This window comes from Propionimicrobium sp. BV2F7, from assembly GCF_000510445.1.
Lineage (GTDB): Bacteria > Actinomycetota > Actinomycetes > Propionibacteriales > Propionibacteriaceae > Propionimicrobium > Propionimicrobium lymphophilum.
The window spans coordinates 541,195-566,749 of record NZ_AZIS01000003.1 but is presented as its reverse complement, the minus strand read 5'-3'; the positions used below and the strand labels follow the sequence as shown (position 1 = coordinate 566,749).

Below are 25,555 nucleotides of genomic sequence, written 5' to 3'. Positions count from 1 at the left end.
GGCTTACAGCTCGTGCATCGCTTTGAAGATGGCCTCGGACTGCGCCCGAACCAGAAGTTTCTCTGCCTTGGCGGCCTCGTCTAGGCCGGCCTGCAGCTTCTCGATGGACATCTCAGCCGGGTCGAAGTGGCACTCCAGCATCATCGTGAAGAAGCCGTCCATCAGGGTCTGGGAGATGTTGACGATATTCACGTTCAGTTTTGCGAGGGCGTTGGCGATAGCCGCAACGATTCCGACGTGGTCGATGCCGGTGACCGTTACGACTGCAGTCATGTCTTGGGTGTTCACATTGTTAATCCTAGTCTGACCACGCGAGGCAATGCATTTTGTGTTTGCCAGCGGCAAGTTGAAACAATTGATTCATGAAGAAAGCCCCGCTGCACTGGATGGATCTGGACATCGACGAGCGTAAGAACGCCGTCGTCGAGCTGGGGCTACCTAAATTTCGTGCCGCGCAGATATCCAATAACTGGTTTGGCAGGCTGAACAGCGATCCAGATTCCTGGACGGATCTGCCCAAGGAGATGCGCGCAAAAATCTCGGATAAGTTTTTCCCGAACCTCATGGAGCCGGTTAGCACGCAAAGCGCCGATGGCGGTCAAACTGTAAAGGTCGCTTGGCGTGGTCTTGACGGGTCGATCGTTGAATCCGTTTTGATGGCTTACCCAAATAGGGTAACCCTTTGCATCAGCAGTGAGGCAGGTTGCGGCATGGGCTGCCCGTTCTGCGCCACCGGCCAGGGCGGTCTGCAGCGCAATCTTTCGACCGCTGAAATCTTGCAGCAGCTGATGGTCGCCAATCAGCAGCTCGAAGAAGGTTTAATTCCCGGCCATAATCGCGTCAGCAACATCGTGTTCATGGGGATGGGCGAACCGATGGCCAACTACAAGGCGGTCATGGGGGCCATCCACGCGATGACCACACCGAAACCGGACGGTTTTGGGATGAGCGCGCGCGGCATAACCGTTTCTACAGTTGGCCTAGTGCCCAAAATGCTCCAACTCGCCGAGGAGGGAATGCAGTTCAATCTGGCGCTTTCGCTGCACGCACCAGATGACGAGCTGCGCGATGAACTGATCCCGATCAACAAGCGTTACGGCGTCGATGCCACGCTAAATGCTGCGTGGAATTTCGCAAAGGTGACGGGCAGGCGGGTCTCCATCGAATACGCGATGATGCGCGATATCAACGATCAGGCGTGGCGCGCAGATATGTTGGCGAAGAAACTACACGCCAGGGGAGACTGGGGGTGGTTCCACGTGAACCTTATTCCGCTGAACCCGACGCCTGGCAGCAAGTGGACCGCCAGCCGCAAGTCTGACGAAAAGGCCTTCATCGAGCATTTGGAGCGATCGGGAGTGCCGACGACGATGCGCGAAACCCGAGGCCGAGAGATCGACGGTGCCTGCGGGCAGCTAGCTGCTGCTGTCCGCGAGGGCAGGGTTCAGCCCAGCACGCAGGCAAGCAAATAGCACATCTGGGTTATCTCGATTAACGATCCGAAGGTGTCTCCGGTGGAGCCGCCGAAACGCTTGACCAAGTGCTTCTGCCACAAGGTGCCGATCGCGACCGCTATTAGTGCGGCTATGACCCAGTGAACGATTTCGTAAGCGCTGAAGCCGCTCGCAAATCCGCTAGCAGTGGCAACTACTAGCACCATTGCAATCAGGCTGATGACTATCGTGACAGGTTTGGTCACCGCTGCGAATAGCGCCCCGAATCCGCCTGGTCTAGCCGTTTCCGCACCAACTCGCGTCGCGATCAGAACGGCCATCCTGGCTACCATCGGAGCTGTGACTAGAAGCGCAAATTGCTGCCAGAAATCGTGTGCCCACAGCTCGCCGTTAGCGTTCGTGTTGGCGAAGGAGCTGAGCGCGGACGTGTCAATAGCCAGAACTAGAACAATCGCGCACACACCCATCGGGCCGATGTCGGATTGCTTCATGATTCGCAGTGCCTCTTCGGCTGGCTTTCGAGAGCCGAGCCCGTCAGCGGTGTCTGCTAAACCGTCCAGGTGAAGAAAGCCGGTAGAAACCGTCAGGACGGCAAGGCCGCAGATTGCGCCGAGAAGCGGGCCGCCGCCCAAAATCATTACTAGTCCACAAGCGAAGGCGCCAAGGGCGCCCAATAACATACCGACCCAGGGCAGCCAGACGATCGTCCTCGTGCTCCTGGATCTGTCCACTATGCCGACGTCTGGGGCCGGCAGCGTGGTGAACATCGCAAGAGCAGTTATGAATGGGTTCGTTACTGTTGTCTTCACTTCTGTCCCTTAATGGTCAGTGGCTGTCCTGCTACGCATAGAACCACCTTGTCGCAAACCTCAGCAACTTTCGCATTGAGCCTGCCGAGTTCGTCACGGTAGGCCCTGGAACCCGCATCGGGTGGAACAAGCGACCAGCCGACCTCGTTTGTGACGAGGACGACGTCTCTGGAGGTATTCTCGAGAGAGGAGATCAATTCGTCAACCGAAGGCTGAATTAGGCCGGCATCTAGGCTCTCCCAAAAACCGTGTTCGTCCATGACTCTGCTTAGCCAAACGCCTAGGCAGTCGATCATCAGAGGCGCAGAAGAATCCTTAGAGATCTCACTTGCAATTTTTAATGTCTCGATGGTCTTCCAGGTCTGTGGCCTTCGCTCTCGATGCAGCTTTATCCGGTGCTGCCATTCGGCGTCGGCAGGGTCGTTGTAAGAGGTGGCCAGGTAATCGACTTTTTCCAGGTCGATCAACTGGTTTTCCGCGTAAGCGGATTTACCCGACCTGCTGCCTCCCGTGACGAGCAGCCTCATTAGTTTTCCTTCTCTCCGCTAACGCCAGATTCTTCGCCAAAGATTGCCATTTCGTTCATTATCTTCGCGGCAACAGTGACGAGCGGCAGTGCTGCCGCTGCTCCGGATCCTTCACCGAGGCTTAGATCGAGTTTGAGGAGCGCGCGAAGACCCAGGTTATCCAAAGCAGCCCTAATGCCAGGCTCTTCACCGTCGTGACCTGCGATCATGTAGCCCAAAACATCCGGGCAGATAGCCGCGGCGACGAGCGCTGCGGAGCAGGCGATCACGCCGTCAACGATGATCGGCACTTTGGCGGCAGCAGCGCCGAGCATTAGACCTGCCATGGCCGCGTGTTCGAATCCGCCGATTGCCGCGAGTGCCTCGATCGGCTTCTTTTTGGTTGCGCCATTAACGGCGATCGCGGTGGCGATTACGGATTTCTTGCGCTCAAGCATCTCGTCGTCTGCCCCTGAGCCTCTGCCGGTTACCTCGGCGATTCCAGCCCCGGTGAAAACGCGGATCAGGGCTGCCGCCGGTGTTGTGTTTGCGATTCCCAACTCGCCCGCGATGAGGCATTTTTTGCCGGCGTCAACCGCGTCTTTAGCAGCTTTGATGCCGATCTCCAGCGCCTGGTAGGCCTCTTTCTCACTCATCGCTGGGCCCTGGGTCATGTCTTTTGTTCCCGGTGCGATTCGGCAGTCGATACAGGTTTCGCTCTCAGGCAGCTTCGTGAGCCCGCCGACGTTGTAAACCACTACGTCTGCGCCGGCATGCCTGGATAGCACGTTGATTGCGGCGCCTCCGCGAGCGATGTTCGTGCCCATCTGTTCTGTGACTGTCTGGGGCCAGGGAGAAACCTTCTGTGCTTGGACGCCGTGGTCGCCTGCGAAGACGCAGGTTCGCGCAGGCAAAGGCAGCGGCGGCGGGCACTGACCGGAAATTGCCGAAAGCTGTTCACCGACTACCTCGAGATAGCCAAGAGATGTCGGCGGTTTGGTCAGGTTGGCGTGGAATTTAACCGCCCTGGCCCTAACGTCTTCGTCAACGGGAACTATTTGTTTTATCGTCTTGTGGAACAACTCAGTCACTGGTTTCTCCTTTTAGCTCTTTTAGAGCAGCGGCGAGGCTAGCGGAAATTTCTGGGCTTCGAACGGCAATTCGCAGCCAGCCAGGCCCAAGCCCGGGGAAAGACACGCAGCTGCGTGCGGCGAATCCCTGCTCGCGTAGAGTCGAGGCGGGATCGTCGCCTATCTGTGCAGCATTTACCAGTACAAATGGCGTCGAAGGATTTCCGACGACCTCGAAACCTGCTTTGGAAAGCTGCGAAATTAGGCACTGCCTGTTTCGAGCTAGCTCGGCGTTGCTAGTCGAAACGTATTCGAGAGCATCTGGCGTGGTCGTTGCGCACATGAGGGTGGCCGCCGGGGTGGAGACTGACCACGACGGCTGAATGTCCTCAAGCGCCGCTATGAGCCTCGGATCGCCGACGACGTATCCTGCGCGCACACCCGCAATGCTCCACGTCTTGGTTAACGACCGGGCGACTAAAATGCCAGTCATCTGCGGCCCGATTAACGACTCCGGCTCCCCGGGCACTGCGTCCATGAACGCCTCGTCGACAAGTAACACTCTGTGGCCGCGGACCAACTTGAGAAGCTGCTCTTTTCGGTGCAGCACTCCGGTAGGGTTCGTCGGGTTGCCGACAGCGATGAAGTCAAACTTTTCGTCTATTTCGATGTCCAACTCGAATGGTTCGGGCAGAACCTTACGGTAAACCTGTTTGCACACCTGGCTGAGCGCATGTTCGGGCTCGGTGAACTGCGGGTGGATAACCAGCGGGTTGCTGGGCCGAAGCGCTTGAGCAATTAGATCAAAAGCCTGTGTGCCTCCGGCGGCCGGTAGAACCATCTCTGGGGACACGCCGTGGTGTTCGGCTATCGCTCGTCTTGCTTCTCTAGCGCTCGGGTATGCGCTCCAGTTATCGATGTCTTGCGCTAGCGCTCGGTGGATCAGCTCAGGGGGTTTAGGCGCCCTGACGTTAACAGCAAGATCGACGAGGCTTTCGTCCAGCTCGGCGTCTCCGTGGTGCTTCAGATCGGCGAATCCGTCTCCTTGGGTGGAGGAACTGGGGGAGAATTTAACAGCGAAAGAAGAAACACACTTAGGGCTTGCCGCCCACTGGCTCGCGGCTTGAGCGAAACGCTGGGCGAATTGCGGGTAGGCAGCCCAATGAGTGTGCTGATAAGTGGCGTGCGTGGTCTCTGTGAAGTACCAGTCCTGCTCGCCATCAATTCTGGTTCGGTGGAACTGGTGGAATCTGACTTTCTCTGCGACCCGGTAGATAACTGAGTCTTTCGTAGGCTCAAAGTCGCGATAGCCCATCCGAAGACGGGGAGTCATAGACGCAGTAAAATCTAGGGCCCCGCTCATCGGCAGTCCGTCGATTTCTTTGCACAGGTACAGCAGCCCAGCGCACTCTGCAACAGTTGGCAGCCCGGCCCGGACCGCCTTGCCAATCTGAGCCGTCAGGCTTCTGTTATCGGCTAACCTGCCCGCGTAAACCTCAGGGAAGCCACCGCCCAGGTAGAGGCCGGCGGTGTCCTCTGGCAGCTGGGGGTCTGTAAGCGGGTCGAACCAAGCTATTTCGCAGCCTGCTGCCTCGAGTAGTTCGAATGTTTCCGGGTAATTGAAGGTGAACGCGCTGCCACCGGCAACAGCGATTTTGGGATTGCCGTCAACCGGCTTGGTGGTCGGATGCCACGCCTGGGCATCTAAATCGGGAGCCTGCGAGGCGAGCCGAATTATCTCGTCGAGATCGACGTTTTCCGCGACTATTCGTCCTGCGGTATCGACCATCTCTTGAGCGCTGTCCCTCTCGGCAGCAGGAATCAACCCGAGATGTCTAGATGGCGCAGACACCTGCTGATTAGTAGGAATAGCGCCGAGCAAGGGCAAACCCGTCTGCTCCAAAGCCTTTGCCAATTCAGCCGCAATCTTAGGGCTGGAGATTCGGTTTGCGATGACTCCCACCACATTAATTTTGGAGCTATAGGTGGCCATGCCTTGGGCAACTGCGGCTGCGGAAATTGAGCTTCCCGAACCATTTACGACAATAACTACGGGCGCTTGCAAGAGGCTCGCGATGTGAGCGCTAGACCCGTATGCACCGTTGTCGCTAACCGTGCCCAGCTTGCCGTCGAAAAGCCCCATGACTCCCTCGATGACGGCTATGTCGGCAGGCTCCGGTTCTTCAAATCCGTGCTTGAAGAGCGGGCCGATAAGCTCTTCAGAACACAAGTGAGGGTCCAGGTTTCGGCTTTGCCTGCCCGCAGCAAGGGTGTGGTATCCAGGGTCAATGTAGTCGGGCCCGACCTTAAATGGAGCTACTTTGTGGCCTGCCTGCCGGAGCGCGGCCATTAGGCCGATAGAGACCGTCGTCTTGCCTTGGCCTGAGGCCGGTGCCGCGACAACTATCCTCGGCATCACCATTCTATTCCTGCCTGTCCACGTTCTCCCTTGTCAAAGGGGTGTTTGATTTTGTCCATTGATGTCACCAAATCCGCTACGTCGATGAGCTTTTTAGGTGCTTTCCTGCCGGTAATGACAACGTTTTGATTGCCTGTCCGCCTGCCCAACGTGTCGATTACCTCGTCGATGTCTAGCCAGCCTCGAGACAAAACGTGGTTGAACTCGTCGAGGATATACAGGCGGTTCTTTTCCTCCGCTAAATGTTTTTTCACCAAGTCCCAGCCTTCCTGGGCAAGGCTTTGCTGGTCAGTGTGGTCGTTGCTGCGAAGCCAGGTGAATCCTTCGCCTAGCGTGTACCAAGATATCGAGCCACCGACTCCGTTATCTTCATGAGCTTTGGCGAGCGTCTCGTATGCGAGTTTCTCACCAACTTTCCATTTACCGGACTTCACGAATTGATAGACTCCGACGTTCCAACCTTGCGCCCAAGAGCGCAGCCCCATGCCGAAGGCAGCCGTGGACTTTCCCTTGCCGTCGCCGGTGTGCACGATTAGCCGTGGTTTGTGGCGCTTTTCTCTGGTGCTGCTCACATGGCCTCCAGCATCGCGTCCAGGTCGACGTTTTGCTCGATCGAATCCGCAAGCGCATTGATCATGTCTTCTCTGCGCTGCGAATAGGCGGGGGCTTCGGGGTCTGGACGCCAACGGCTTCCGCTGATCTGCGCGGTTTCAAGCAACAGTCGTCTGCGGAAATCATCGTTTTCCAGGCTGCCATGAAGCATGGTGCCGAAAGTGTTTTGAGAACGATAGCCGTCGAGGAACTCCTCTGCGCGACCTTTGCTGGTTATTTTGCCGTGATGGATTTCGTAACCCGAAACCAACATGTCGTGCCACTTGTAGGCGGCCTGCCGAACTGTTTTTTCGGGGCTGAAACGCACGTCAATAGGCAGCAGCCCAAGCCCCTTCGCCTGCTCGATTGAGCCCTCAACTTCATCGTGAATCTCGTGTGCGAGCATTTCGTATCCGCCACAAACGCCTAACACCGGTTTGCCCTCGGCATGACGATTTCTGACTACTTCGGAAATCCCTCTGGAATTCATCCAGTCAAGATCGGAGGTGGTGGAACGGCTGCCAGGAAGAACAACCAGGTCAGCGTCTACCAGGTCGGATGCTTGCGTGGTCACCTGGACGAAGACTCCCGGCTCTGCGGCCAAAGCATCGACATCGGTTGAATTGGAGATGCGGGGGAATCGAACCACGGCGACTTTCAGCGTGCCCTCGTCGCCGGTCTGGCCTCGCCAGCGAGCCACTTCGAGCGAATCTTCGCCGTCAGTCCAAACGCCGCCGATCCAGGGCAGCACCCCGTAATTTTTCAACCCAGTTCGTTCGCTGATCTCTTTGAGGCCCGGGTCTAGAACAGTCTGATCGCCGCGGAACTTATTAATTATGTATCCGTTAAGCAGTCGCCTGTCCTCTGGGCCCAGCAGGCCCCAAGTGCCGTAGATGGATGCCAGCACACCGCCGCGATCGATGTCTCCGACTAAAACCACCGGCAGATCGAACTGCCTGGCTAACCCCATGTTCACGTAGTCGCCGCTGCGCAGATTAATCTCGGCGGGGGAGCCGGCACCCTCGCATACAATCACCTCGTATTGCGAACTTAGCTTGCGGTACGCCTCGAAAGCGGCCTCTGCCAGATGCTTCCTGCCGGTGGAGTACTCGCCGGATTCTAGCGTGCCATCCGCCTTGCCCATGAGCACGATGTGCGAACGACGGTCGCTTCCCGGCTTTAGCAAAACGGGGTTCAAAAGGGCGTTCGGCTGGACTCGAGCGGCCTGAGCCTGCAGGTATTGCGCTCTGCCGATCTCGGCTCCGTCCGGGCAGACCATCGAGTTGTTGGACATGTTCTGTGCCTTGTAAGGCGCAACAGAAACTCCTCGATTGTTCAGAGCCCTACAGATTCCTGTGACTACCGCAGATTTACCTGCATCAGAGGAAGTGCCTGCGATCAAAATTCCTTTAGCCACGTCCACCTCGAATAAATAGGGCAGCACCGGCAATTCCGGCAGCAGCCGCTGTTACCACGCCAACTAGCTTCGCTGCCTTCCTAACCGCTCGAGCTGCAGGTTTGCGCCCTTGTGCGTTCAGCGTCCCGCGATCCTCGACGACTCCACCGGGGTACACGTTCCTTCCGCCAAGTCTCACGTTGATTGCGCCGGCCCAAGCCGATTCGCACCAGCCGCCGTTGGGGGATGGGTGGTTTCGGGAATCTTTGAAAACAACACGGGCAGTTTTTTCGATTTTTCCGCCCACGCTGGGCGCAGAGAGTATGCCAAGCAGGCCGGTTATCCTCGCCGGGATGTAGTTGAGCGCATCGTCAATCTTCGCTGAGACTTTGCCGAAGTGCTCGTAACGGTCGTTGTGGTAGCCGACCATGGCGTCGAGGGTGTTAGCGGCTCGGTGCACTAGCATTCCGGTGTTGCCGAGGACAGCACCCCAAAATATGCCCGCCACAACAGCATCCGAGGCGTTCTCAGCCATCGATTCTATCGTTGCGCGGGCCAGCTCGTGCTCGTCCATGCCTCTGGCATCCCTGCCGCAAAGATTTCCGAGCTGTTGACGTGCCTCAGCTAGCTCACCCCAATCGAGCTTCTCCGCCATCTTGTCGCCTTCAGATTGCAGGCTGCGCGCCCCGGTCACCGCCCAGGTGACGATGGATGTGACGATCGGGCGTAAAGCCGGGAATCTCCTGCCGAAAAGGTCCAGGCCAACGCCGAATGCCGCCACCGGGGCGACGGCAGCGAGCCAATAAGAGGCGCCCGCCAAAGAATTGTCTTTGTACATGTGACGTTCGAGGAATCCCGACCAGCTGCCGAACCACGCAACCGGGTGTAATTCGTTCGGTGGATCCGCGACGATGGCGTCCAGGGCGATGCCGACTGGGATGCCTGCGGATAGTCTGATCTGGTGAAGAGTTTTCTTGTTCGTCATGGCCAATCAGTTGGAAATGTAGAGGGACGGGTGCTTGGTCAAGATATGACTCCGCCGCTGACCGATCTTGGCGTCCGGCAAGCGGAGAGGGCCGCGAGCGAACTCGTCGCTTCGGGGGCCAAAACTATTTGGTGTAGCGATCAGGTTAGGGCAATCCAAACCGCCGAAATAATCGGTGGGCGTCTTGGCATTGAACCCGTCAAAAGCCCGCTGCTTCGCGAACAGGATTGGGGAATCCTGGAGGGCAAACTGCCTAGCGAACTTACGGCCGAGCCTGTGCCTGAAGGCAAACATATTAGCGAAGTGGCTTGGGGTGGCGGTGAATCCGTTGCGGACGTCGCGGCCAGGCTTAGCGGCTTCGTGCCGATTCTTTCCGAGAGCGGTGATCCTGCGATTGTCGTAGGCCACGCAGACTGCCTGAAGATCCTTCGCACCTTGTTGCTTGGTGGGGGCCACCGAGACGTCGAATGGGTCAAGCTTGGCTACGGGCAGGCTCTTCCAGTTGTGTGGTAGTTCCATGGAGCCTCCCTTACCTCGTCGTCGCAGCTGTCCACTGGCAACCCAGTTTACTCATATCGGTAGTCAATCTTAAGACCCACGCGAGCTAACACACGTTTCTGGGTTGGTGCGATAAAAGTGGCAGACTAGAGAATGTGCGAAGCGTAGTTCTTTTAGGTTCAACCGGCTCGATCGGCACCCAAACCCTCGAGGTAATTGGTGCTCGACGCTCAGAGTTCATGATCGACGGCCTTGCCGCGTATGGTTCTCAGCCAGAGTTGCTGGCCAAACAGGTTTATGAGTTCAGGCCGCAAAAAGTGGCGATCACCGATGAAAGGCGCGTCGGCGATTTTTGGGCCGCTTACGAAAACATCGGCATCGAAGAGGGGCTCATCGAAGAGGAGCTTTATCGTCCAGAGGTGATCAGCGGTGAAAATTCCACTGATGAGTTAGCCGCGATGGACACCGATATCGTTTTGAACGCCGTAACCGGAGCGGCTGGGCTTACTGCCACGCTGGCCACTCTGAAAGCGGGCACAACTTTGGCTTTGGCTAACAAAGAGTCGCTGGTAATCGGCGGAAAACTAGTGACCGAGGCTGCGGCAGAGGGCCAGCTTGTCGCGGTTGATTCCGAGCACTCAGCTTTCGCGCAGTGCCTGCGAGGCGGCCGCAGCGAAGAGGTCAGCAAACTCATTCTTACCGCATCGGGCGGCCCATTTAGAGGTAAGACCCGAGATGAACTGAAGAATGTCTCGGTCGAGGAGGCAATGGCCCACCCCACCTGGAATATGGGCAGGGTGATCACCATCAACTCTTCGACCTTGGTCAACAAGGGGCTTGAACTCATCGAGGCGGCACTTCTATACGACGTTGACTTCGACCAAATCCAGGTCGTCGTGCACCCGCAGTCTATGGTGCACTCCGGGGTTGAGTTTAACGATGGGGCATTAATCTGCCAGGCGTCCCCGCCAGACATGAAGCTGCCTATCGGGTTGGCTCTGACTTGGCCCAACCGTATGCCCGAGGCGGCTCGACCCGTCGATTGGAGCAAGGCCCAAGAGTGGACCTTCGAACCTCTCGATAACGAAACATTTCCAGCAGTGGAGCTGGCGCGTAAGGCGGGCAAAGCCTCTGGCAGCGCGCCCGCCGTCTATAACGCCGCCAACGAGGTGTGTGTGGACGCATTCTGCGAAGGTAAAATAGGTTTTCTGGATATCTCGGACATCATTGGAAAGGTTCTGGACGACCACCTGGCTAATGGGCACGTATCTGATGAAGGCCTGAGTTTGGAAAGCGTCCTCGGCGCAGATGCGTGGGCTAGAGGCCGCGCGAGCGAGATCATCGAGAGCGAAGGAAAGTAGAGGAACTGATGAGCGTTAATCTAGGCACACCATCTGCGAAGAAGCCGCCGGTTTTGTCTCCTCGCCGCGAGACCCGGAAGGTTAAGCTGGGCGACCTCTATGTCGGCGGTGACGCGCCCGTCACTGTGCAATCGATGACCAACACGCTGACTGCCGATATCAACTCGACTCTTCAACAGATCGCTCAATTAACTGCTGCGGGCTGCGACATCATTCGTGTTGCTTGCCCCAGCCAAGACGATGCAGATGCGCTTCCAGCAATTGCGGCCAAGTCTAAGATTCCCGTAATCGCCGACATTCACTTCCAACCCAGATACGTGTTCGCTGCAATCGAGGCAGGTTGTGCGGGTGTGCGCGTTAACCCCGGTAACATCAAGAAGTTCGACGACAAGATTTCCGAGATTGCGAAGGCCGCCAAAGATCATGGCACCAGCATCCGCATCGGAATCAACGCGGGTTCGCTGGATAAGCGTCTGCTCGGGATGTACGAGAAGGATCCTGCCGGTGCGCTGGTGCAGTCCGCGCTGAACGAGGCCAGGCTCTTCGAGGACGTGGACTTCTTCGATTTCGCGATTTCGGTCAAGCACCACGACCCGGTGATTATGGTCGAGGCATATCGCAGGCTGTCTGAGGCTTGCAACTATCCTCTTCACCTCGGCGTCACCGAGGCGGGTCCCGCCTTCCAGGGCACTATCAAGTCTGCGGTAGCGTTCGGCGCGTTGCTCGCCGAAGGCATCGGCGACACGATTCGCGTTTCGCTTTCTGAGCCTCCGGTCGAAGAGGTAAAGGTCGGCATCAAGATCCTCGAGATGCTAAATCTTCGTCCTCGCCAGTTCGAAATCGTTAGTTGCCCAAGCTGTGGGCGCGCCCAGGTGGACGTCTACGAGCTAGCTCGTCAAGTAAACGAGGGTTTGGGTCACTTGACCGTGCCGATTCGAGTCGCCGTAATGGGTTGCATCGTCAACGGCCCCGGCGAGGCTCGCGAAGCCGACCTAGGAGTTGCTTCCGGCAACGGTAAGGGTCAGATTTTCGTCAAGGGTAAGGTGATCCAGACTGTTCCCGAGGACGAAATCGTCGAAACTCTAATGGGTCACGCCTTGCGCATCGCCGAGACCATGGAGCAGAGCGGCCACCCCGAGGTAGTGATCAGCTAGTGCCGGATGGCCTGCACAGGCTTCGGCGCAGGGACATCGGAGAGCTAGTCGAGCTGTTGGAGAAGAAGCCGATCGAGAACCTCTTTTTGCTTTCCAGGCTCGTCGACGGTGGTTTCAATATCGATCGATTGGGTTGTTGCCTTTACGGATACTGGTCGAACGGAAGGCTCATCGATGTCTGCCACGATGGCGTGAACATTGTTTTGGCCAGCGTTAACGATGAGCTAACCGATGAGGCAGTTGGTGGTTTTGTGCGGCGCGTGGGGCCAATTCGCAAGGCCAGCGCCATCATGGGCTCCAGCACAAACGTGGAGAAGTTCTTCCGCACTTTGGCTTCCGCTTGGCCCAGGGCTTGGGCTAGGCCTAGAGAGATTCGAGCTAGGCAGCCGTTACTGGCGATCGGTAACACTACGTTGGTGGCCGCAGACGAAAGGGTATGCCGGATAGGCCCGGAAAACTATCGGCCTTATTTCGAAGCTGCGGTAAAAATGTACACCGAGGAGCTGGGCATCTCTCCGTTGGACGAGTTCAACAGCTATCAGTCCTATATCTCTAGGCTGATCAGGCAGGGGAGATCGTTCGGCGCTTGCGAGGATGGCGAGGTTTGGTTCAAAACCGATATCGGCTGCAGCTACAAGAGCTTTTGCCAGATTCAAGGCGTTTGGGTCGCTCCCGAGCTGCGTGGCAGAGGATTGGGCGTCGGTGCGCTAGCTAAGGTAATTGAGCTATGCGCGCTCGATTACGACGTCGTGTCGCTCTACGTCAACGATTACAACACTTCAGCCAGGAGACTCTACGAAAAGGTGGGGTTCCAGGAGTTCGGTTGCCTGGGCACTATCCTCTACTGAGACTCCTCTTTAGACACCCTTCCGTGGCGAATCAGGATCTTATTGCTTGCTAGCCTGTCCGCGTCTTCTACATCGTGAGTCACGAGCACAGCGGTGAACGGGGACGCCTCAAGCCGCGCGGCAAGGTCTTCCCGCACAGCGTCCGCCGATCTTTCGTCTAGGCCTGCCATCGGCTCGTCGAGCAGAACGATGTCTGGGTCAATCGCCATGGCCCTGGCAATGGCAACCCGCTGAGCTTGACCACCGGAGAGTTGGCTAGGCCGCCTGTTCGCCATCGCGGTTAGGCCGACGCTTGCCAATTCGGCCTTTGCCCTGGTCTTCACGGTTTCGCGAGGTAAGCCTCGTGCCCTAAGCCCGAATTCGACATTGCTTTGCACGCTCATGTGTGGGAAGAGCAGGGGTTTTTGCTGAAGCAAAACAATCTGCGGGTTTGAGGGATCGAATTGAACCGATCCGTAGGTGGGTTCTAGCGTCTGCGAAATCAAACCAAGTAGCGTCGACTTTCCAGATCCGTTGGGGCCCATTACAGAGGTCAAAACCCCTCCCGGGATGTTTGTGGTTAGGTGGACGCCCCTGTCCGCAACAGCAGCATCGACGTGTATAGATGTGCATGCTGATGGCCTCGCGCTGGTTGGCTTTGTTATCTGGATTGGTGTCGTGTCGGGCTGCTCGATGAGCTCAGCCTTCCTGTTTTTAGCTTTATTTTTTGCTTTCAACTGAGATTTGGTTTTAGCGCCTGGCAGAAGCGAAGCGACAAGATTTCCGCCGTATAGTACGACGATTGCGGCAATGATCAACACAACCGCAAGCGCCAGTGCTTCGTCTTGAGAAGACTGTCTTTGCAGGTAGATAGCAAGGGGCATCGTCTGTGTCGAGCCCTGCAAAGATCCGGCGAAGGTGATTGTGGCACCAAACTCGCCCAGGGCCCTGGAGATGCACATGCATCCGGCGTTGATGATCGCGGGCAGCATGACCGGAACGGTAACTTCGAAGAAAGTCCTGCTGCGGCTGGCGCCAAGCGCGCGGGCTGCCTCATCGTATTCGACGCCGGAGGAACGAATCGCACCCTCCAGCGAAGAGACCAGGAACGGCATGGCGACGAACGTCTGAGCCATGACTACGGCGATCGTGGAGAAGCCGATCTCGATGCCAAGCACACTCAGGTGTTCGCCAATAATGCCCCGACGCCCCCAGGTCAGCAGCAGCGCCAAACCTGCAACGACTGGCGGCAGCATCATCGGAAGCGTGACGACGGTCCGTAGCAGCCTGGCCCACCACATATCTGGCAGATGCGCCAATACGAAGACGAGGGGAACTCCAACCACGAGTGAGATCAAGAGCGTTATAGCGCAAGTTTTTGCCGAAAGAACGAGAGCATCAATGCTGACGTCTGTGGTTATCAGATCGAAAAAGTTGGTCCAGGGAGTCCTGATTACGATCGTGACTAATGGGATGAGCAGAAATGCTGCAGCGATAGTTCCCGGCACCAACAACCAGGGCGCATATTTGGCTTTCTTCATTTCTCTTACTTAAAAATGCCCAGGTGCCTCGGTAGCTAACCTCAGCAGCCCGGGCGTTGTTTTTTGCTTATTAATTGCTGGTCGGGGGAGTGAAACCGTACTTAGCCAGAATCTTCTGTCCGGCCTCGGAAATAACGGCGTCCATGAAGGCCTGTGCGCCATCCTTGTTGGACGCGTTCTTTACCACTGCGATGCGGTAATCGTTGACCACCTTGTCGGCGCCATGAATCTCGATGACCTGAACCTTGTCGCCGGCGTTCATGGCGTCGGTCTTGTAGATGAGGCCGACGTCGCCCTCACCCGTGGTGATCTTTGCCTGAACATCCTTGACGTTCTGTTCCTCAGAGACCGGGTTCAGCTCGACGCCGTTCTGCTCAGCAAGCTTCTTGGTTGCGTTGCCGCAGGGCACGTCAGGTGCACAGATGACAAGCTTCTTGCCGGCCAGCCCGCCAGTGGTGAACTCCTTAACATCGGCCGGGTTGTCGGCGGGGGTCACCATGACCATGGTGTTGGTGGCGTAGGAAACGTCCGACTCGACGTCGCCGTTCTTGATGGCCTTGGTCATGTTTTTCTGGTCGGCTGTGAGCAGGATATCGGCGGGCTGGCCCTGGTTTATGCCGCTAACCAGGTTCTGTGAACCGTCGAAGTTGAAAGTTACCTTGGTGCCAGGGTGGTCCTTGAGGAATACTTCTTCGTTAAGTTCTTGTAGCGCGTCGCGCAGGGATGCTGCAGCGAAAACGGTCACGGAACCTAGGTTTTCGCTTGTGGAGGCGCTCTCGCTCGTTTCGATGTTCTCGCCGTTCGAGCAGGAAGCCAGTGTCAGGCTCAGTAGCAAGGCGCTAAGTAGAGCTAGCAAACGCTTCATTGTTCACCTTTTCTGTTGTCTAGCTAGCGCCTTTTAAACACAAGCTATTTAACGATGGATACGTTCGTGGCCTTGATCTGAGCGTTGGCGATCACGCCTGGTCCTAGTCCCAGATCTTTAACGGCCTCTGTGCTGATGAGCGATACGACTCTGAAGGGGCCACACTGCATAACTACCTGGCTCATCACGGTGTCGCTCTTGATCTCGATGATTAGGCCTTTGAGCATGTTCCTCGTCGAAACATCGTGAGATCCGGAAAGCTGGTGTTCCTGGGACAGATAGTTGGCCAAGGAGAAGCCGGTCACCTTTCGAGGTGACGACCCCTCAACGGCCTCTATTCTTCCGTCCTCTAACCAGCGGCGGACGGTGTCGTCGGAAACTCCAAGAAGTGCTGCAACTTCAGAGATCCTGTAACTCATCATTTTCTGATCCTATCTAGTAATAGGGAAAATTTTCTACTTTTTCCCTCGTGTGCGGTTTAAGTTGGCTAAAAACTTCTGTTTTCAGTTTTCTGAGTGGCTGATTATCGATTGTGCTTAAAGCTCGAAGGGGTGCCAGTGCTGTGCCGCCAAAAATAGTTTATCTAACAGGTGACAAAGTTTCTTTTCGTGACCTTCGTGTTTGCTACGGGGTTTAATGCGCTTTAGATGGGCAAGGGTTCTCCTAGCTGGAAACCTCACTTTTCTTTTCGCTTAAGGGGCGTGAAAAGGGTTAAGCGGTGGGGGTTGAGTAAGGGGGGGGGGAGGGGGTAAATATTTTTTGTAAAGAATCAAAATGGTCTGCGGCAAAAGCGTTTTTACGCTCGACAACTGTAAAACAGTGTGGGCTAAAGGTGTGCGTCCTCCCTTGACAAGTGGGGTGTGTGACAAAACCGATTTGAATCAGGCCTAAAGTGATGCTTGTCATAAGGTCTGATTTTTGAGTCGGGGGATTCAATGCTTCATAAATATTTAGGGCGCCTTTATCGCAAGTCGAAGACGTCCAAAGCCTTAGCCGCGTCGTTTTGTTCTATGGCGATGCTGCTTGGCCTGAGCCTCGCCCCATCAGCCCAGGCCGAGACAAGCGCAGAACCGACTAATTCGCCTGAGCCTAAGGCTGTGCAGACGGTTGGCGAGGCTGATGCTGAGTTTGACGCTTCCGCTGCACCTGTAGAAGCAAATTCTCAAAGCGAGGATCCGGAGAATGATTCTGAAAGTTTGGAGATAGCCCCGCAAGCGACACCTCAAGCTTTAAGTCAGGAGCGCGCCTTGAGCGTGTTTTCGTGTGGATATAACGATTATTATTCATTGAGCACTGAAACTGGCGAGGTCTGGAAGATTAACGGGGTTGGAGATGAAACGAAGGTAGAAAAAACCTCCATAGATTTCAGTAAAGCCAAGGATAAAAATGGTAAGGACGCTAAAGGTCTTCCTAGCTATTATTATTTTAACGGATTAGCCATCGGTGCGAAGGGTAAAGAGGCTTACGCTTATCAGAGATATACATTGGAATATCAAGATGGCTCTAAACCATACCAGTATCTTCGAATTCTTAAGTGGACTGAAAAAGATGGCGTTAGAGTCGTCTATGATCAAAAAAATCCTGATCTCAGGTACAAAGGTGACTATTACATTTATTCTAATCGTCTAATTGCTGGTGGAATGATTCCTAGCCAGGAAAATGGGATTTATTATTTTGGCGGGTATACGGTCTCTCAAAATGCGGTGACTGATACCGACCCGTCTGTGTATTGGGATAAAGATTCAAGGACCTGGAAAAAAGGTACTTTCAGGGATGGTCGCTGGCAGTACAAAGTTAAGGAAGAGGTATGGGATTGGGGTAGTTTGCGTTGGAAATGGGTTGATCGCTGGTATGACTGTGAAGGAAAAACAGAAACTTACAAGCTAATTTATTTTCATTTGTTTGCGTTTGAAAATGGAAATGTGAAACATGTCGGAAATATTCGAGTGAATAAAGAAGATGCTGGCAGAACTGGTCTAACTGCTAACGGGGACCTTAGTTTTGATGATAAAGGAAATATGTTTTTGCTTTACCACGACCCCAGCAGCGGGAACGGTAAGCTGCTAACTGTTAAGGCAGAAGACATAAAAAACGCTGCTGGCGGAGAAATACCTGCAGAACCTATCAGAGAGGCTAACTATGGAAAAGGTATTTCTTACAATGGCATTGCGGTGAATTCTGATGGAAAACTAATCGTTCAATATAGCGGAACGCAAACTTCAATTTACGTTGTGAACCCGATGAGTGGTAAGACAGAAATCCAGAAAGATAACATTTCTTCTGAGATGACTTATGGGGAAAAAGATAGGACAGGGTCCGATCTGGCCTCTTGCACAATTCCACCGACAGTTAAAATTCAAAAAGATTTAACCCGTAAGAAAAAAACTGATGATTTCAGGATTTCCATTGACAATGCTCCTCTTAATGATGATGGTTCAGCCCCAGAGCCTTTTGTGTTAAAGAAGACTGACCACTCAAAACACCCAGAAGATGGAATTCAAGATAACGCTATTGTCGGGCCGGTGATTGTTCGTCCTGGCGCGAAATACTATTTCAGGGAAGGGCCTGCGAATGAGACCACAAAGCTTTCCGATTACGAGATGAATCTTGAATGCAAGATGGATGATGGGAAGAGCGCGGTATTTACATTTGATCCAAAGGGAGGCAAGCAAACGGAAAACATATTCCAGCAATATGTAGAAATTCCTAATCCTGATCCTTTTGGTCCTGGACGCGCCATGACCTGCACCTTCGTCAACAAGCCCAAGACCACGCTAACGCTGAAGAAGCAAGTGGCTCCCGTGGCTAATGGTGTTGAGGGTCTCTACACCCTTGCTAAGCCGGAGAACTTTAAACTGATTGCACTCGATAAAGACAGCAAAGAGGTAAAAGGTTTGAACGGCAACCCTGAAGCTGGCAAAGACTCCATCAGTGCAACGGTTAAACCTGGAACCTATTCTCTCTCCGAGGCCTCTGACGAGAACTTCGTTTCGTATGCGCAAAAAGGCGACTGGAGCTGCGCAGACAACGAAGTCAAAAAAGTCGACACTGTAAAGGGAGAAAAAACCGAGTCAGTGACTGTAGAGGCAGGCAAGGACGTCACATGCACCGTTACCAACACCACCGCGGAATTGACTGTCCTTAAGTACGTCAAAGACAAGTCCACCGGCCTAAAGCCCTCAGATGTGACTGTTTCTGCTAAAGCCAAAACTGATACTCAGAAATCCTTGTCGGCAGAGGGCTCAGAAGAAGTAACAAAAAACAACAGCATTCCGGTTCTACCAGGCGGCGAATTCACCTTGAGTGAAAAATCTGACGTCGCTTATCTCGCCAACAAACTGGAAAAGTACGTCGGCACTAATCCAAATAAACCAGACATGAACGCTGCAGCCGACTGGCAAGAGGTTGACAGAACAAAGCCGGTAAGCGTTCAGCCGGGGGAGCATGCGGTCTATCGCTTCGTGAACTCCGCGCCCCCACAAGTAGTACTTCCGCTTAGCGGCGGAATAAGTCGCACCGTGTTCGTTGTCCTAGCCCTAGGCCTTCTCGGGTTGGGCACGACAACAATCGTGCTCGCCAGAAGGCGACAGCGACTCGCAACTAAATAATCGCGCAAGAATCAACAAGAAAGGTTAGTCATGAAAAAGACTAAAAAGGCACTCGCGCTTATCGCCGCGAGCTGCTTGATCGGCACCAGCGGTGTGCTGACTGGGCTGGGCGCCACCGCCCACGCCGAGGGTGATGTTACTCTGGACAACATCGATTCGACTCAGCCTACCAAGCTGACGATCCACAAGCACGAGGAAAATAGCAACCCTGCGGTTACTCCTGACGGAAAATCCGGTCCGCTTCCCAAACCTCTAGAGGGTGTTGAGTTCACCACCTACAAGATCACCAGCCTCGACCTAGCTAACAAGTACCAGGATTGGGATACGTTGGCGAAGGTTACCGATGTGCCATCGACAGTCTGTGCCGATGCTGCTAAGGGCTCTTTCACCATTGATGGAACCCAGTTCACGGTTGAGAAAGGAAATAAACTTACCCCGACAAACGGTGATGGCATCACTATTTTTGACAAGCCCGCCATTGCTGCTTACCTGGTCTGTGAGACCAAGGCTCCGGCTAAAGTGACCGTTCCTGCTCGTCCATTCATCGCCACCATTCCGATGCCGTACAACAAGAGCTGGCTCTACGACGTTCACGCCTACCCGAAGAACGAGGTTGGCGAGGCCAAGAAGGAAAACGTCAAGCAGGAAGGTCTCGGCCTGGGCTCCAAGGTTTCCTTCAAGGTGACCACTGATATTCCGAAGCTGCCTGCAGGTTACGACAAGCTGGCACACTACGTGGTTTCTGATACCTTCGACGCCCGCCTGACCTACAAGGCTGTTCCGAGTGTCAAGGTCGTGGGCGGCGACACTTTCAAAGAAGGGGACGACTATACGATTGAAGCTGCTGCCAAGGAAGAGGGCCAAAAGCAGACCGTTCGTGTTAAATTCACCGATGCTGGCTTGACTAAGCTAAAGACTCTGGGCGGCAAGAAGGTCGAGGTAACCTTCGATACCACCGTATCCTCCGTCGGTGATGGAACCATCAAGAACGAAGCCGAGTACTCTACCGACCCGAACAACGAGTTCGAACCGAAGAAAAAGGGCAACCCCACCAACGAGGTCAAGACCAAGTGGGGCAACGTCAAGGTTCTGAAGTACGCCGATAATGATGAGAAGAAGCTCCTTAAGGACGCCAAGTTCGAGGTCTACGCTCCGAAGGACGATAGCCTTTACCCTAAGGATGGAAAATGCACCGACACCGCGATTCCAGCAGACGCTAAGCCGATCTCGGTAAACACTAAGGCCGAATTCATTTCAGATGAAAACGGTGTAGTCACCATCGATGGCCTGTTCGTTTCGGCTAAATACAAGGAAACAGACGCTCAGGGCGTGGTTACTGAGAAGGGCAATGAGTCCGACACCCGCTGCTACATCCTCAAAGAGATCGAGCCTCCGGTCGGTTACGTTAAGGTGGCCGATCCGATCGCGCTGAAGGTTACCGCAGGCGAGACCGCAGCTGGTACCTACGACCTTAAGGTCAACAACAACAAGCAGATCGTTCCCGGTCTGCCCCTTACCGGTGCTCAGGGTGCGATCGCTCTGACCGGTGGTGGCATCGCCCTTGTTGCTATCGCAGCAGGTGCTCTAACCGTAGCTCACCGTCGTAATAAAGAGCTCGCGTAAGAATAACTGAATAATGGCCACGGCAACGCCAAAAAATTCCCCCTACAGGTGGAAGCCCTCGGCTCTCACTATCATTGGCGTTGCCGTGGCCTTTCTAGGTCTTCTAATGGGCCTATATCCGATGACCGCCAGCTGGCTCAACGAAGTCAACCAGACGCAAGCTTCACAGGAATACGTCAAAGAGACGAAAATGGAAGCCGACAAAGCCGAACAACTAGAGCTGGCGCACAGATACAACAAAGCCCTGAACATGGGCGTCGATTTGAAAATAGGGGAGCGTAAACCGACATCCGCCGGAGAACAGCTCAATGCAGACCTAGAATACGACAAACTTTTAAGCTCGCAGCCTTCAGGAATCATGGCCAGGCTACGAATAGATAAAATCGGCGTCGATCTGCCCATCTATCACGGTACATCCGATGAAGTATTGAAGGAAGGCGCCGGCCATTTGGAGGGCAGTTCCCTCCCGGTCGGTGGCGAATCGACTCATACCGTAATCACCGCGCACCGTGGCTTGGCTAACGCCACTATGTTCAACAACCTGCCGAAAATGGAGAGCGGCGACACTTTCACAATCGAGATTTTTGGCGAGGTCTTAACCTATCGGGTCTACAAAAAAGAGACCGTCGAGCCCGAACAAACCGAGTCGCTTAGGGCAGAAGCGGGCAAAGATCTGGCGACGCTCGTCACCTGCACTCCTCTAGGCATCAACTCACACCGTATGCTAGTGACCGGCGAAAGGGTTTTCCCAACACCCAAAAAAGACCTGGACCGGGCAGGGCAGCCATCGGACGTGCCGGGTTTTCCGTGGTGGATCCTAATCTTTATCGGCGGCACCGCAACACTCGTATACGTGTTCGTCAAGCTAAGCAGGGTGCCCGTTATGAATAAGAAAAAAGACGAGGAAGATCAGGACGAGAAATCTGAAGGGAGAGCCTAGATCATTCCTAGCTTCTTGCCCTCGGCAACAGCCTGATCCCTGCCACTGACGTTAAGGCGCTTATAAATTCCGCGACAAGTAGACTTAACAGTCTCCCTGCTGATGAACAATGCCTCAGCGATTTTCGGTTGGTTCATTCCGGTCGCCAACAAGCGCAGGATCTCCAGCTGACGTGGGGTCAGAACCGGACGTTTAACAGGAACAACCTCTTCCAGGCTGCCCGAACCGATTATCTCGCTCGGATCTAATCTGTCGACGATGGCTCTTCTTGCGCTACTAGGGAAGGTCGGAACGAGCTCTGGTATGTCGGACCATTTAACAATGTCCAATGTTGAACTGATTTCGGAAGCGGGACGGCCCAGAATCTCTAAGCACGAAATTTTTACCGTGTAGCAGATGATTCTCCACAAAATCGGAAGCGCAGGAACATCCAAAATCTTGTTCGTCTCTTCCAAAGCCCTGGTCACCTCGCCATTAGCCAGACGCAGCCTTGCCCCGAGAATCTCCCGACAATATTCCGGATACCAAGCGTTAGTCAGCAACTCGGCTCCCTCATTGGGTTTACCTTCGTTGGCGTAAAGCAGAATCAGAATGCTGCGCAGGCTCCACCACTGCCATTTAGGAATATCTAGCCAGGAGACATGGTCGAGAATTCCTTTGGCATAAGAAATTGCCGTCGATCGAGAAGTTTCTGCTGCCCTGAATAAAGTCAACAACGTGGCTCGATATGGAGAATAAGATTCGTGCAGATCCTGTATTTGAAAATCAGCGAGCCGAGATTTTAATTTTCGCATTCGGATGTGCATCAACGCGATTTCATAAATCTCGTCAGCCTGCTTGCTTAGCCCACTCCAGTTGGACTCAAATTCCTCAAGGTATTCAACACCCTGAGGAACGTTAAGATTATATGTTTCGACTAGGGCGGCGCGGGCGAGCATGTTAGCCCGCAGATTCCTAAAATTACTTATGAAATCTGGGTATGTCTTGTAAAGAAGATTGTTGATGCGCACTAATTCTGTGATTTCTCGGTACATTCCTGAAATCAACCCAGCGTCGATTATCCCGTTTATAACTTCGACGAGCAGAGCAATATCATTTTCGGAATACTGCTCAAATTTATCGGCATCGTTGACCAGCTCTGAGAACCTCTTCACGTAATGCTTGATCCGGGACCGGGTTAAGTCTACGGTAATAGCCTTGTCTGGCTTGTCGTATAAGCCGATGTTCTCTACCAACTCGTTAACGAGGGTGCCCTTGGGGTGTTGCCCCGAATGCGGAAGCAAATATTTCAGTTTCGCCCAGACGCCTCCGGCCCAATATCTAAACTTCGAATCCCCTAGACGCAAGTAATCATTCGCTACGCAAAGCGACTTCAACTCCAGTGGAGGATAGCTGGGAAACGTGCAGGCGAAAAGTTTTCGCTGCTCGTCAGAGAGCAGACTCAACCAAGCCATGCGGTATTTGAGAACCGAATCCAGCTTTTCCCAGGCGCTCAACCAGGCCAACATTCTGATCTGATCGACGACCATCGTGTTGTTCATCTGAAAGATCTTTTCGATCAGATTCTTTCGATAGGCCGGGTTGTGTCCTGGTTCTTCGTTTTCGATGAAGCGGTGAAGCTGAACAGAAAGAGCGTAAGGAATGAATCTACGATTTCTGGTCACCGCAATCAGGAAGGAAAAGTTGTCTACATCCGAGACATTCAGCCCAGACAATTCCTCGTATGCACTGTTGGACAAACTGGGGGCCCATGTGAAGGGCTCGATCGCTTTGAAATCGTAGTTAGCGAAAATCCTCTTCGCCCAGTCAAGGCTGATTTCATCAAACTCTTTAGTCCAGTACGAAAAATGATCTTCTGAGAGGGCAGCGACCAGGCCGGCAGCGCCGCCGGTGGTTTCCAACCGGATAGAAACGTTAGTGCTGGTGACTTTGTCAAAAACCTGTGATAGTTCTTCATCTGTCAGCCGCATTTGGCTCGAGAGGAAGATCGAATCTGCGTCGGTGCGGATAATCGACGGCAGTTCTTCAGTGTCCGACTCGATTACAATCGCGCTGTTGTGGTCTTTCCGAAAAAACAATATGGGACGAAGCCTGGACCAGAGTTCTTCTAGCTCCGTTTGGGTTCCGGATATGCCAACGACTACAGCGCCCTCAGCCTTAGCTAGGCCCTCGGGAATCGGATCGCCCGGTGCGAGGTTGCAGGAAAAAAGTTCGTGATCGCAAAACGAGCCCAGGCAGTGCGTAGCTATTTCAAAAGGCAAAAATTCTCTACTGCAGTTAATTACTGCTAGTCGGCCATGAAGAAATTCCTTGGTGATCCTCGGCTTAATTGCCTCTAAGACTTTCGTTTTTCCGACAGGAGGATATGCTTCGGTCGCCGGCCAGCTCGACGGAAGTGGGGCGTCTTTGAGGTAGGGATCCTCAAAATAAACATCCATCGGTAAGTCCTTTTACTAGCTTTAGACTGAATGTTAGCGCAGGCAGAGGCGGCAATGGGGCGATTGGTAGCTGTTTTACAGATGATTCCTTATCTGGAGAAAAGCCTTAGTAGGTATTGAATAAGAACGGGCGAAAAATATCTTAAAGATGTTATTTTCAGTTCGTGTGTTCATTATTTTTTGGGGATAGCGGTGATATGAATCGCTCCGATGAATCTGCGGATAACCGCCTTTAAGTTGTTCTCCTCTGCAATTCTGTGATTTCCTACTATCAGATCAATTAGGGTAACCAAGAACGCCGAGCCCACAAGAGCAGCCGCCGCCGCAAAAACCCAGAAGAACTGGCTGCCTCCGGCAGCGACCGTGGCGACGATACCGAGGACGAAAGAGCCGATTCCTGTTCCCGAATCGAACGAGGCATTCCAGATAGCGGAGGCGACTTCGTTCCTGTCTTTAGAAAGCCTGCCGAACATTAGGAGAAGAGCCTCGTTTTGCACCACACCAAACCCGGCTCCGTAGCAGACCAGCGCGGCGAAAATCAGCCAGCCGCTGATGTTCGTGACCAGAATTATGGCAACGGCTCCGATGCCGATAGTCGCCAGTAGGCCAGCCCAAACTATGAGCCTTCCTGCTCCCTTGGCGTCTGCGAACACTCCAGCACAGTATCGGCAGATCATCTGTGCCAAACCAACGACCGATAGGCCAAGCCCAGCGATTAATGCCGCATGATCGATTCCAAGGTCTATGACTGCAGGGGCCAGGAACGTCGAAATGCCGCCGAAACCCATTGCGGTGAAACACATTGCCGCGGCGGGGACGGCAACTAGCTTCCATGTCGGCACTCTTGCTTCGGATAGCCTCGTGCTCGACTTTCTGGCCGGTTCTACGTGCGGGATTCTGGTGGCAAATATCGTGCCCGCGATGCCAACGATTGTGGCGATGATGTAAACCGGCGTGTAGCTGCCAGAAGAAGAGGCGATCACCAGGCCGAGGGGCAGCATGAGTAGCTCGCCGAGGCCAACCATCGCGCCCAATGTGCCGGACGCCCTGCCCAGAAGTTTTAGCGGAACCAGGGAAGCGATCAGCGCGGATTCCGCCACGCATAACGTGCCGAAACCCACTCCGCGCAGCGCCGCAACGGCGAAGACCGCAGGCGCGGACATGGTGAAGATGTGGAGAAGGCTGGGCAGGCCGAGTAAAACCCCCGAAAAAGCCATTGTTGGCACGTAGCCGAATCGTGTGATCAATCTCGGTGTTTGGGTTTGAGAGATCACCGTTACGCCCATAAACACGCCGGTCGAGGCGCCTGCTAGCCCGGCCGAACCGCCGCCGTCCAAGATCGCCTTCGGGATCACAGGAAGAAGCAGCGCCCAGCAACCAAAAGCGGCAAAAACAGCCACCATGACGTTAGCGAAACCCGGGTAGCTCCAGACACTTCTCTGCTCAGACTTCTGCTCACTCACAGGCCCA

21 protein-coding genes are annotated in these 25,555 nt (G+C 54.4%); 8 read left to right on the top strand and 13 right to left on the bottom strand.

Annotation, left to right across the window (positions count from 1 at the left end; translation table 11 throughout):
• Positions 1 to 3: 3 nt before the first annotated feature.
• A complete protein-coding gene (locus HMPREF1255_RS03515; RefSeq protein WP_016455797.1) occupies positions 4 to 288 on the bottom strand; it encodes an ACT domain-containing protein in 285 nt (94 codons plus the stop codon).
• 74 nt (positions 289 to 362) lie between these two features.
• On the opposite strand from HMPREF1255_RS03515, the gene rlmN reads away from it, so the two are divergent.
• Positions 363 to 1,472 (top strand): 23S rRNA (adenine(2503)-C(2))-methyltransferase RlmN, encoded by a 1,110-nt coding sequence (gene rlmN / locus HMPREF1255_RS03510; RefSeq protein ID WP_024110833.1) that lies wholly within the window; start codon positions 363 to 365, stop codon positions 1,470 to 1,472.
• Here rlmN and HMPREF1255_RS03505 read toward each other — a convergent pair.
• Genes HMPREF1255_RS03505 through cbiB form a run of 7 tightly spaced genes read right to left on the bottom strand, consistent with a single transcriptional unit; the run spans position 1,445 to position 9,230 of the window.
• Positions 1,445 to 2,263 carry an adenosylcobinamide-GDP ribazoletransferase gene (locus HMPREF1255_RS03505; protein ID WP_016455799.1) on the bottom strand — a complete coding sequence of 273 codons (819 nt, stop codon included), beginning with the start codon at positions 2,261 to 2,263 and terminating at the stop codon, positions 1,445 to 1,447. The two genes, rlmN and HMPREF1255_RS03505, sit on opposite strands and share 28 nt — an antisense overlap.
• Positions 2,260 to 2,790, bottom strand: coding sequence for a bifunctional adenosylcobinamide kinase/adenosylcobinamide-phosphate guanylyltransferase (cobU, locus tag HMPREF1255_RS03500; protein ID WP_016455800.1), 531 nt, complete (start codon positions 2,788 to 2,790; stop codon positions 2,260 to 2,262). The genes HMPREF1255_RS03505 and cobU overlap by 4 nt, the downstream gene beginning before the upstream one ends.
• Positions 2,790 to 3,860 carry a nicotinate-nucleotide--dimethylbenzimidazole phosphoribosyltransferase gene (cobT, locus tag HMPREF1255_RS03495; protein WP_016455801.1) on the bottom strand — a complete coding sequence of 357 codons (1,071 nt, stop codon included), beginning with the start codon at positions 3,858 to 3,860 and terminating at the stop codon, positions 2,790 to 2,792. The genes cobU and cobT overlap by 1 nt, the downstream gene beginning before the upstream one ends.
• Positions 3,853 to 6,255 carry a cobyrinate a,c-diamide synthase gene (locus HMPREF1255_RS03490; protein ID WP_024110838.1) on the bottom strand — a complete coding sequence of 801 codons (2,403 nt, stop codon included), beginning with the start codon at positions 6,253 to 6,255 and terminating at the stop codon, positions 3,853 to 3,855. The genes cobT and HMPREF1255_RS03490 overlap by 8 nt, the downstream gene beginning before the upstream one ends.
• Positions 6,255 to 6,830, bottom strand: coding sequence for a cob(I)yrinic acid a,c-diamide adenosyltransferase (gene cobO, locus HMPREF1255_RS03485; RefSeq protein WP_024110592.1), 576 nt, complete (start codon positions 6,828 to 6,830; stop codon positions 6,255 to 6,257). Before cobO ends, HMPREF1255_RS03490 begins: the two co-directional genes overlap by 1 nt.
• Entirely contained in the window at positions 6,827 to 8,293 is a 1,467-nt protein-coding gene (locus HMPREF1255_RS03480; protein WP_024110988.1) for a cobyric acid synthase, read from the bottom strand. Before HMPREF1255_RS03480 ends, cobO begins: the two co-directional genes overlap by 4 nt.
• Positions 8,259 to 9,230, bottom strand: coding sequence for an adenosylcobinamide-phosphate synthase CbiB (gene cbiB, locus HMPREF1255_RS03475; protein ID WP_024110581.1), 972 nt, complete (start codon positions 9,228 to 9,230; stop codon positions 8,259 to 8,261). Before cbiB ends, HMPREF1255_RS03480 begins: the two co-directional genes overlap by 35 nt.
• A 45-nt stretch (positions 9,231 to 9,275) precedes the next feature.
• On the opposite strand from cbiB, the gene HMPREF1255_RS10170 reads away from it, so the two are divergent.
• The 4 genes from HMPREF1255_RS10170 to HMPREF1255_RS03455 all read left to right on the top strand — a co-directional run bounded on the left by HMPREF1255_RS10170 (position 9,276) and on the right by HMPREF1255_RS03455 (position 13,091).
• The gene (locus HMPREF1255_RS10170; RefSeq protein WP_051394976.1) at positions 9,276 to 9,743 is read left to right on the top strand and encodes a histidine phosphatase family protein; all 468 of its coding nucleotides are present in this window, start codon (positions 9,276 to 9,278) and stop codon (positions 9,741 to 9,743) included.
• 140 nt (positions 9,744 to 9,883) lie between these two features.
• On the top strand, positions 9,884 to 11,089 hold the full coding sequence (gene dxr, locus HMPREF1255_RS03465; RefSeq protein ID WP_024110645.1) for a 1-deoxy-D-xylulose-5-phosphate reductoisomerase: 1,206 nt from the start codon (positions 9,884 to 9,886) through the stop codon (positions 11,087 to 11,089).
• Between the two features lie 8 nt (positions 11,090 to 11,097).
• The gene (ispG, locus tag HMPREF1255_RS03460; protein WP_016455808.1) at positions 11,098 to 12,243 is read left to right on the top strand and encodes a flavodoxin-dependent (E)-4-hydroxy-3-methylbut-2-enyl-diphosphate synthase; all 1,146 of its coding nucleotides are present in this window, start codon (positions 11,098 to 11,100) and stop codon (positions 12,241 to 12,243) included.
• Complete coding sequence (locus tag HMPREF1255_RS03455) at positions 12,243 to 13,091, top strand: DUF4081 domain-containing GNAT family N-acetyltransferase (RefSeq protein ID WP_024110557.1); 849 nt, start codon at positions 12,243 to 12,245, stop codon at positions 13,089 to 13,091. The genes ispG and HMPREF1255_RS03455 overlap by 1 nt, the downstream gene beginning before the upstream one ends.
• Here HMPREF1255_RS03455 and modB read toward each other — a convergent pair.
• The 3 genes from modB to HMPREF1255_RS03440 form a co-directional block, all read right to left on the bottom strand.
• Complete coding sequence (modB, locus tag HMPREF1255_RS03450) at positions 13,085 to 14,611, bottom strand: molybdate ABC transporter permease subunit (RefSeq protein ID WP_024110639.1); 1,527 nt, start codon at positions 14,609 to 14,611, stop codon at positions 13,085 to 13,087. The genes HMPREF1255_RS03455 and modB overlap by 7 nt on opposite strands.
• Positions 14,612 to 14,681: 70 nt before the next feature.
• Positions 14,682 to 15,476 (bottom strand): molybdate ABC transporter substrate-binding protein, encoded by a 795-nt coding sequence (modA, locus tag HMPREF1255_RS03445; RefSeq protein WP_024110580.1) that lies wholly within the window; start codon positions 15,474 to 15,476, stop codon positions 14,682 to 14,684.
• A 44-nt stretch (positions 15,477 to 15,520) separates the two neighbouring features.
• Positions 15,521 to 15,898, bottom strand: coding sequence for a molybdopterin-binding protein (locus HMPREF1255_RS03440; RefSeq protein WP_024110915.1), 378 nt, complete (start codon positions 15,896 to 15,898; stop codon positions 15,521 to 15,523).
• Positions 15,899 to 16,411: 513 nt separating this feature from the next.
• On the opposite strand from HMPREF1255_RS03440, the gene HMPREF1255_RS03435 reads away from it, so the two are divergent.
• From HMPREF1255_RS03435 to HMPREF1255_RS03425, 3 genes are read left to right on the top strand one after another with little or no spacing between them, the layout of a single operon-like run.
• A complete protein-coding gene (locus HMPREF1255_RS03435; RefSeq protein WP_155948450.1) occupies positions 16,412 to 19,084 on the top strand; it encodes a hypothetical protein in 2,673 nt (890 codons plus the stop codon).
• Positions 19,085 to 19,114: 30 nt separating this feature from the next.
• Positions 19,115 to 20,707, top strand: a complete 1,593-nt coding sequence (locus tag HMPREF1255_RS03430; RefSeq protein ID WP_024110835.1) for a SpaH/EbpB family LPXTG-anchored major pilin — start codon at positions 19,115 to 19,117, stop codon at positions 20,705 to 20,707.
• 13 nt (positions 20,708 to 20,720) lie between these two features.
• A complete protein-coding gene (locus tag HMPREF1255_RS03425) occupies positions 20,721 to 21,647 on the top strand; it encodes a class C sortase (RefSeq protein WP_024110727.1) in 927 nt (308 codons plus the stop codon).
• On the opposite strand, the gene HMPREF1255_RS10035 is transcribed toward HMPREF1255_RS03425, so the two are convergent.
• Complete coding sequence (locus HMPREF1255_RS10035; protein WP_024110675.1) at positions 21,644 to 24,085, bottom strand: helix-turn-helix transcriptional regulator; 2,442 nt, start codon at positions 24,083 to 24,085, stop codon at positions 21,644 to 21,646. The two genes, HMPREF1255_RS03425 and HMPREF1255_RS10035, sit on opposite strands and share 4 nt — an antisense overlap.
• A gap of 173 nt (positions 24,086 to 24,258) precedes the next feature.
• Positions 24,259 to 25,548 (bottom strand): MFS transporter, encoded by a 1,290-nt coding sequence (locus HMPREF1255_RS03415; RefSeq protein ID WP_024110535.1) that lies wholly within the window; start codon positions 25,546 to 25,548, stop codon positions 24,259 to 24,261.
• Between the last annotated feature and the right edge of the window lie 7 nt (positions 25,549 to 25,555).

What these genes read in the sequence shown, in the direction of transcription:
- HMPREF1255_RS03430 (WP_024110835.1), top strand. Translation starts at nt 19,115, where the DNA reads ATGAAAAAGACTAAAAAGGCACTCGCGCTTATCGCCGCGAGCTGCTTG.
- HMPREF1255_RS03440 (WP_024110915.1), bottom strand. Translation starts at nt 15,898, where the DNA reads ATGATGAGTTACAGGATCTCTGAAGTTGCAGCACTTCTTGGAGTTTCC.
- cbiB (WP_024110581.1), bottom strand. Translation starts at nt 9,230, where the DNA reads ATGACGAACAAGAAAACTCTTCACCAGATCAGACTATCCGCAGGCATC.
- HMPREF1255_RS03435 (WP_155948450.1), top strand. Translation starts at nt 16,412, where the DNA reads ATGCTTCATAAATATTTAGGGCGCCTTTATCGCAAGTCGAAGACGTCC.
- rlmN (WP_024110833.1), top strand. Translation starts at nt 363, where the DNA reads ATGAAGAAAGCCCCGCTGCACTGGATGGATCTGGACATCGACGAGCGT.
- HMPREF1255_RS10035 (WP_024110675.1), bottom strand. Translation starts at nt 24,085, where the DNA reads ATGGATGTTTATTTTGAGGATCCCTACCTCAAAGACGCCCCACTTCCG.
- HMPREF1255_RS10170 (WP_051394976.1), top strand. Translation starts at nt 9,276, where the DNA reads ATGACTCCGCCGCTGACCGATCTTGGCGTCCGGCAAGCGGAGAGGGCC.
- cobU (WP_016455800.1), bottom strand. Translation starts at nt 2,790, where the DNA reads ATGAGGCTGCTCGTCACGGGAGGCAGCAGGTCGGGTAAATCCGCTTAC.
- modB (WP_024110639.1), bottom strand. Translation starts at nt 14,611, where the DNA reads ATGAAGAAAGCCAAATATGCGCCCTGGTTGTTGGTGCCGGGAACTATC.
- modA (WP_024110580.1), bottom strand. Translation starts at nt 15,476, where the DNA reads ATGAAGCGTTTGCTAGCTCTACTTAGCGCCTTGCTACTGAGCCTGACA.
- ispG (WP_016455808.1), top strand. Translation starts at nt 11,098, where the DNA reads ATGAGCGTTAATCTAGGCACACCATCTGCGAAGAAGCCGCCGGTTTTG.
- HMPREF1255_RS03425 (WP_024110727.1), top strand. Translation starts at nt 20,721, where the DNA reads ATGGCCACGGCAACGCCAAAAAATTCCCCCTACAGGTGGAAGCCCTCG.
- HMPREF1255_RS03490 (WP_024110838.1), bottom strand. Translation starts at nt 6,255, where the DNA reads ATGCCGAGGATAGTTGTCGCGGCACCGGCCTCAGGCCAAGGCAAGACG.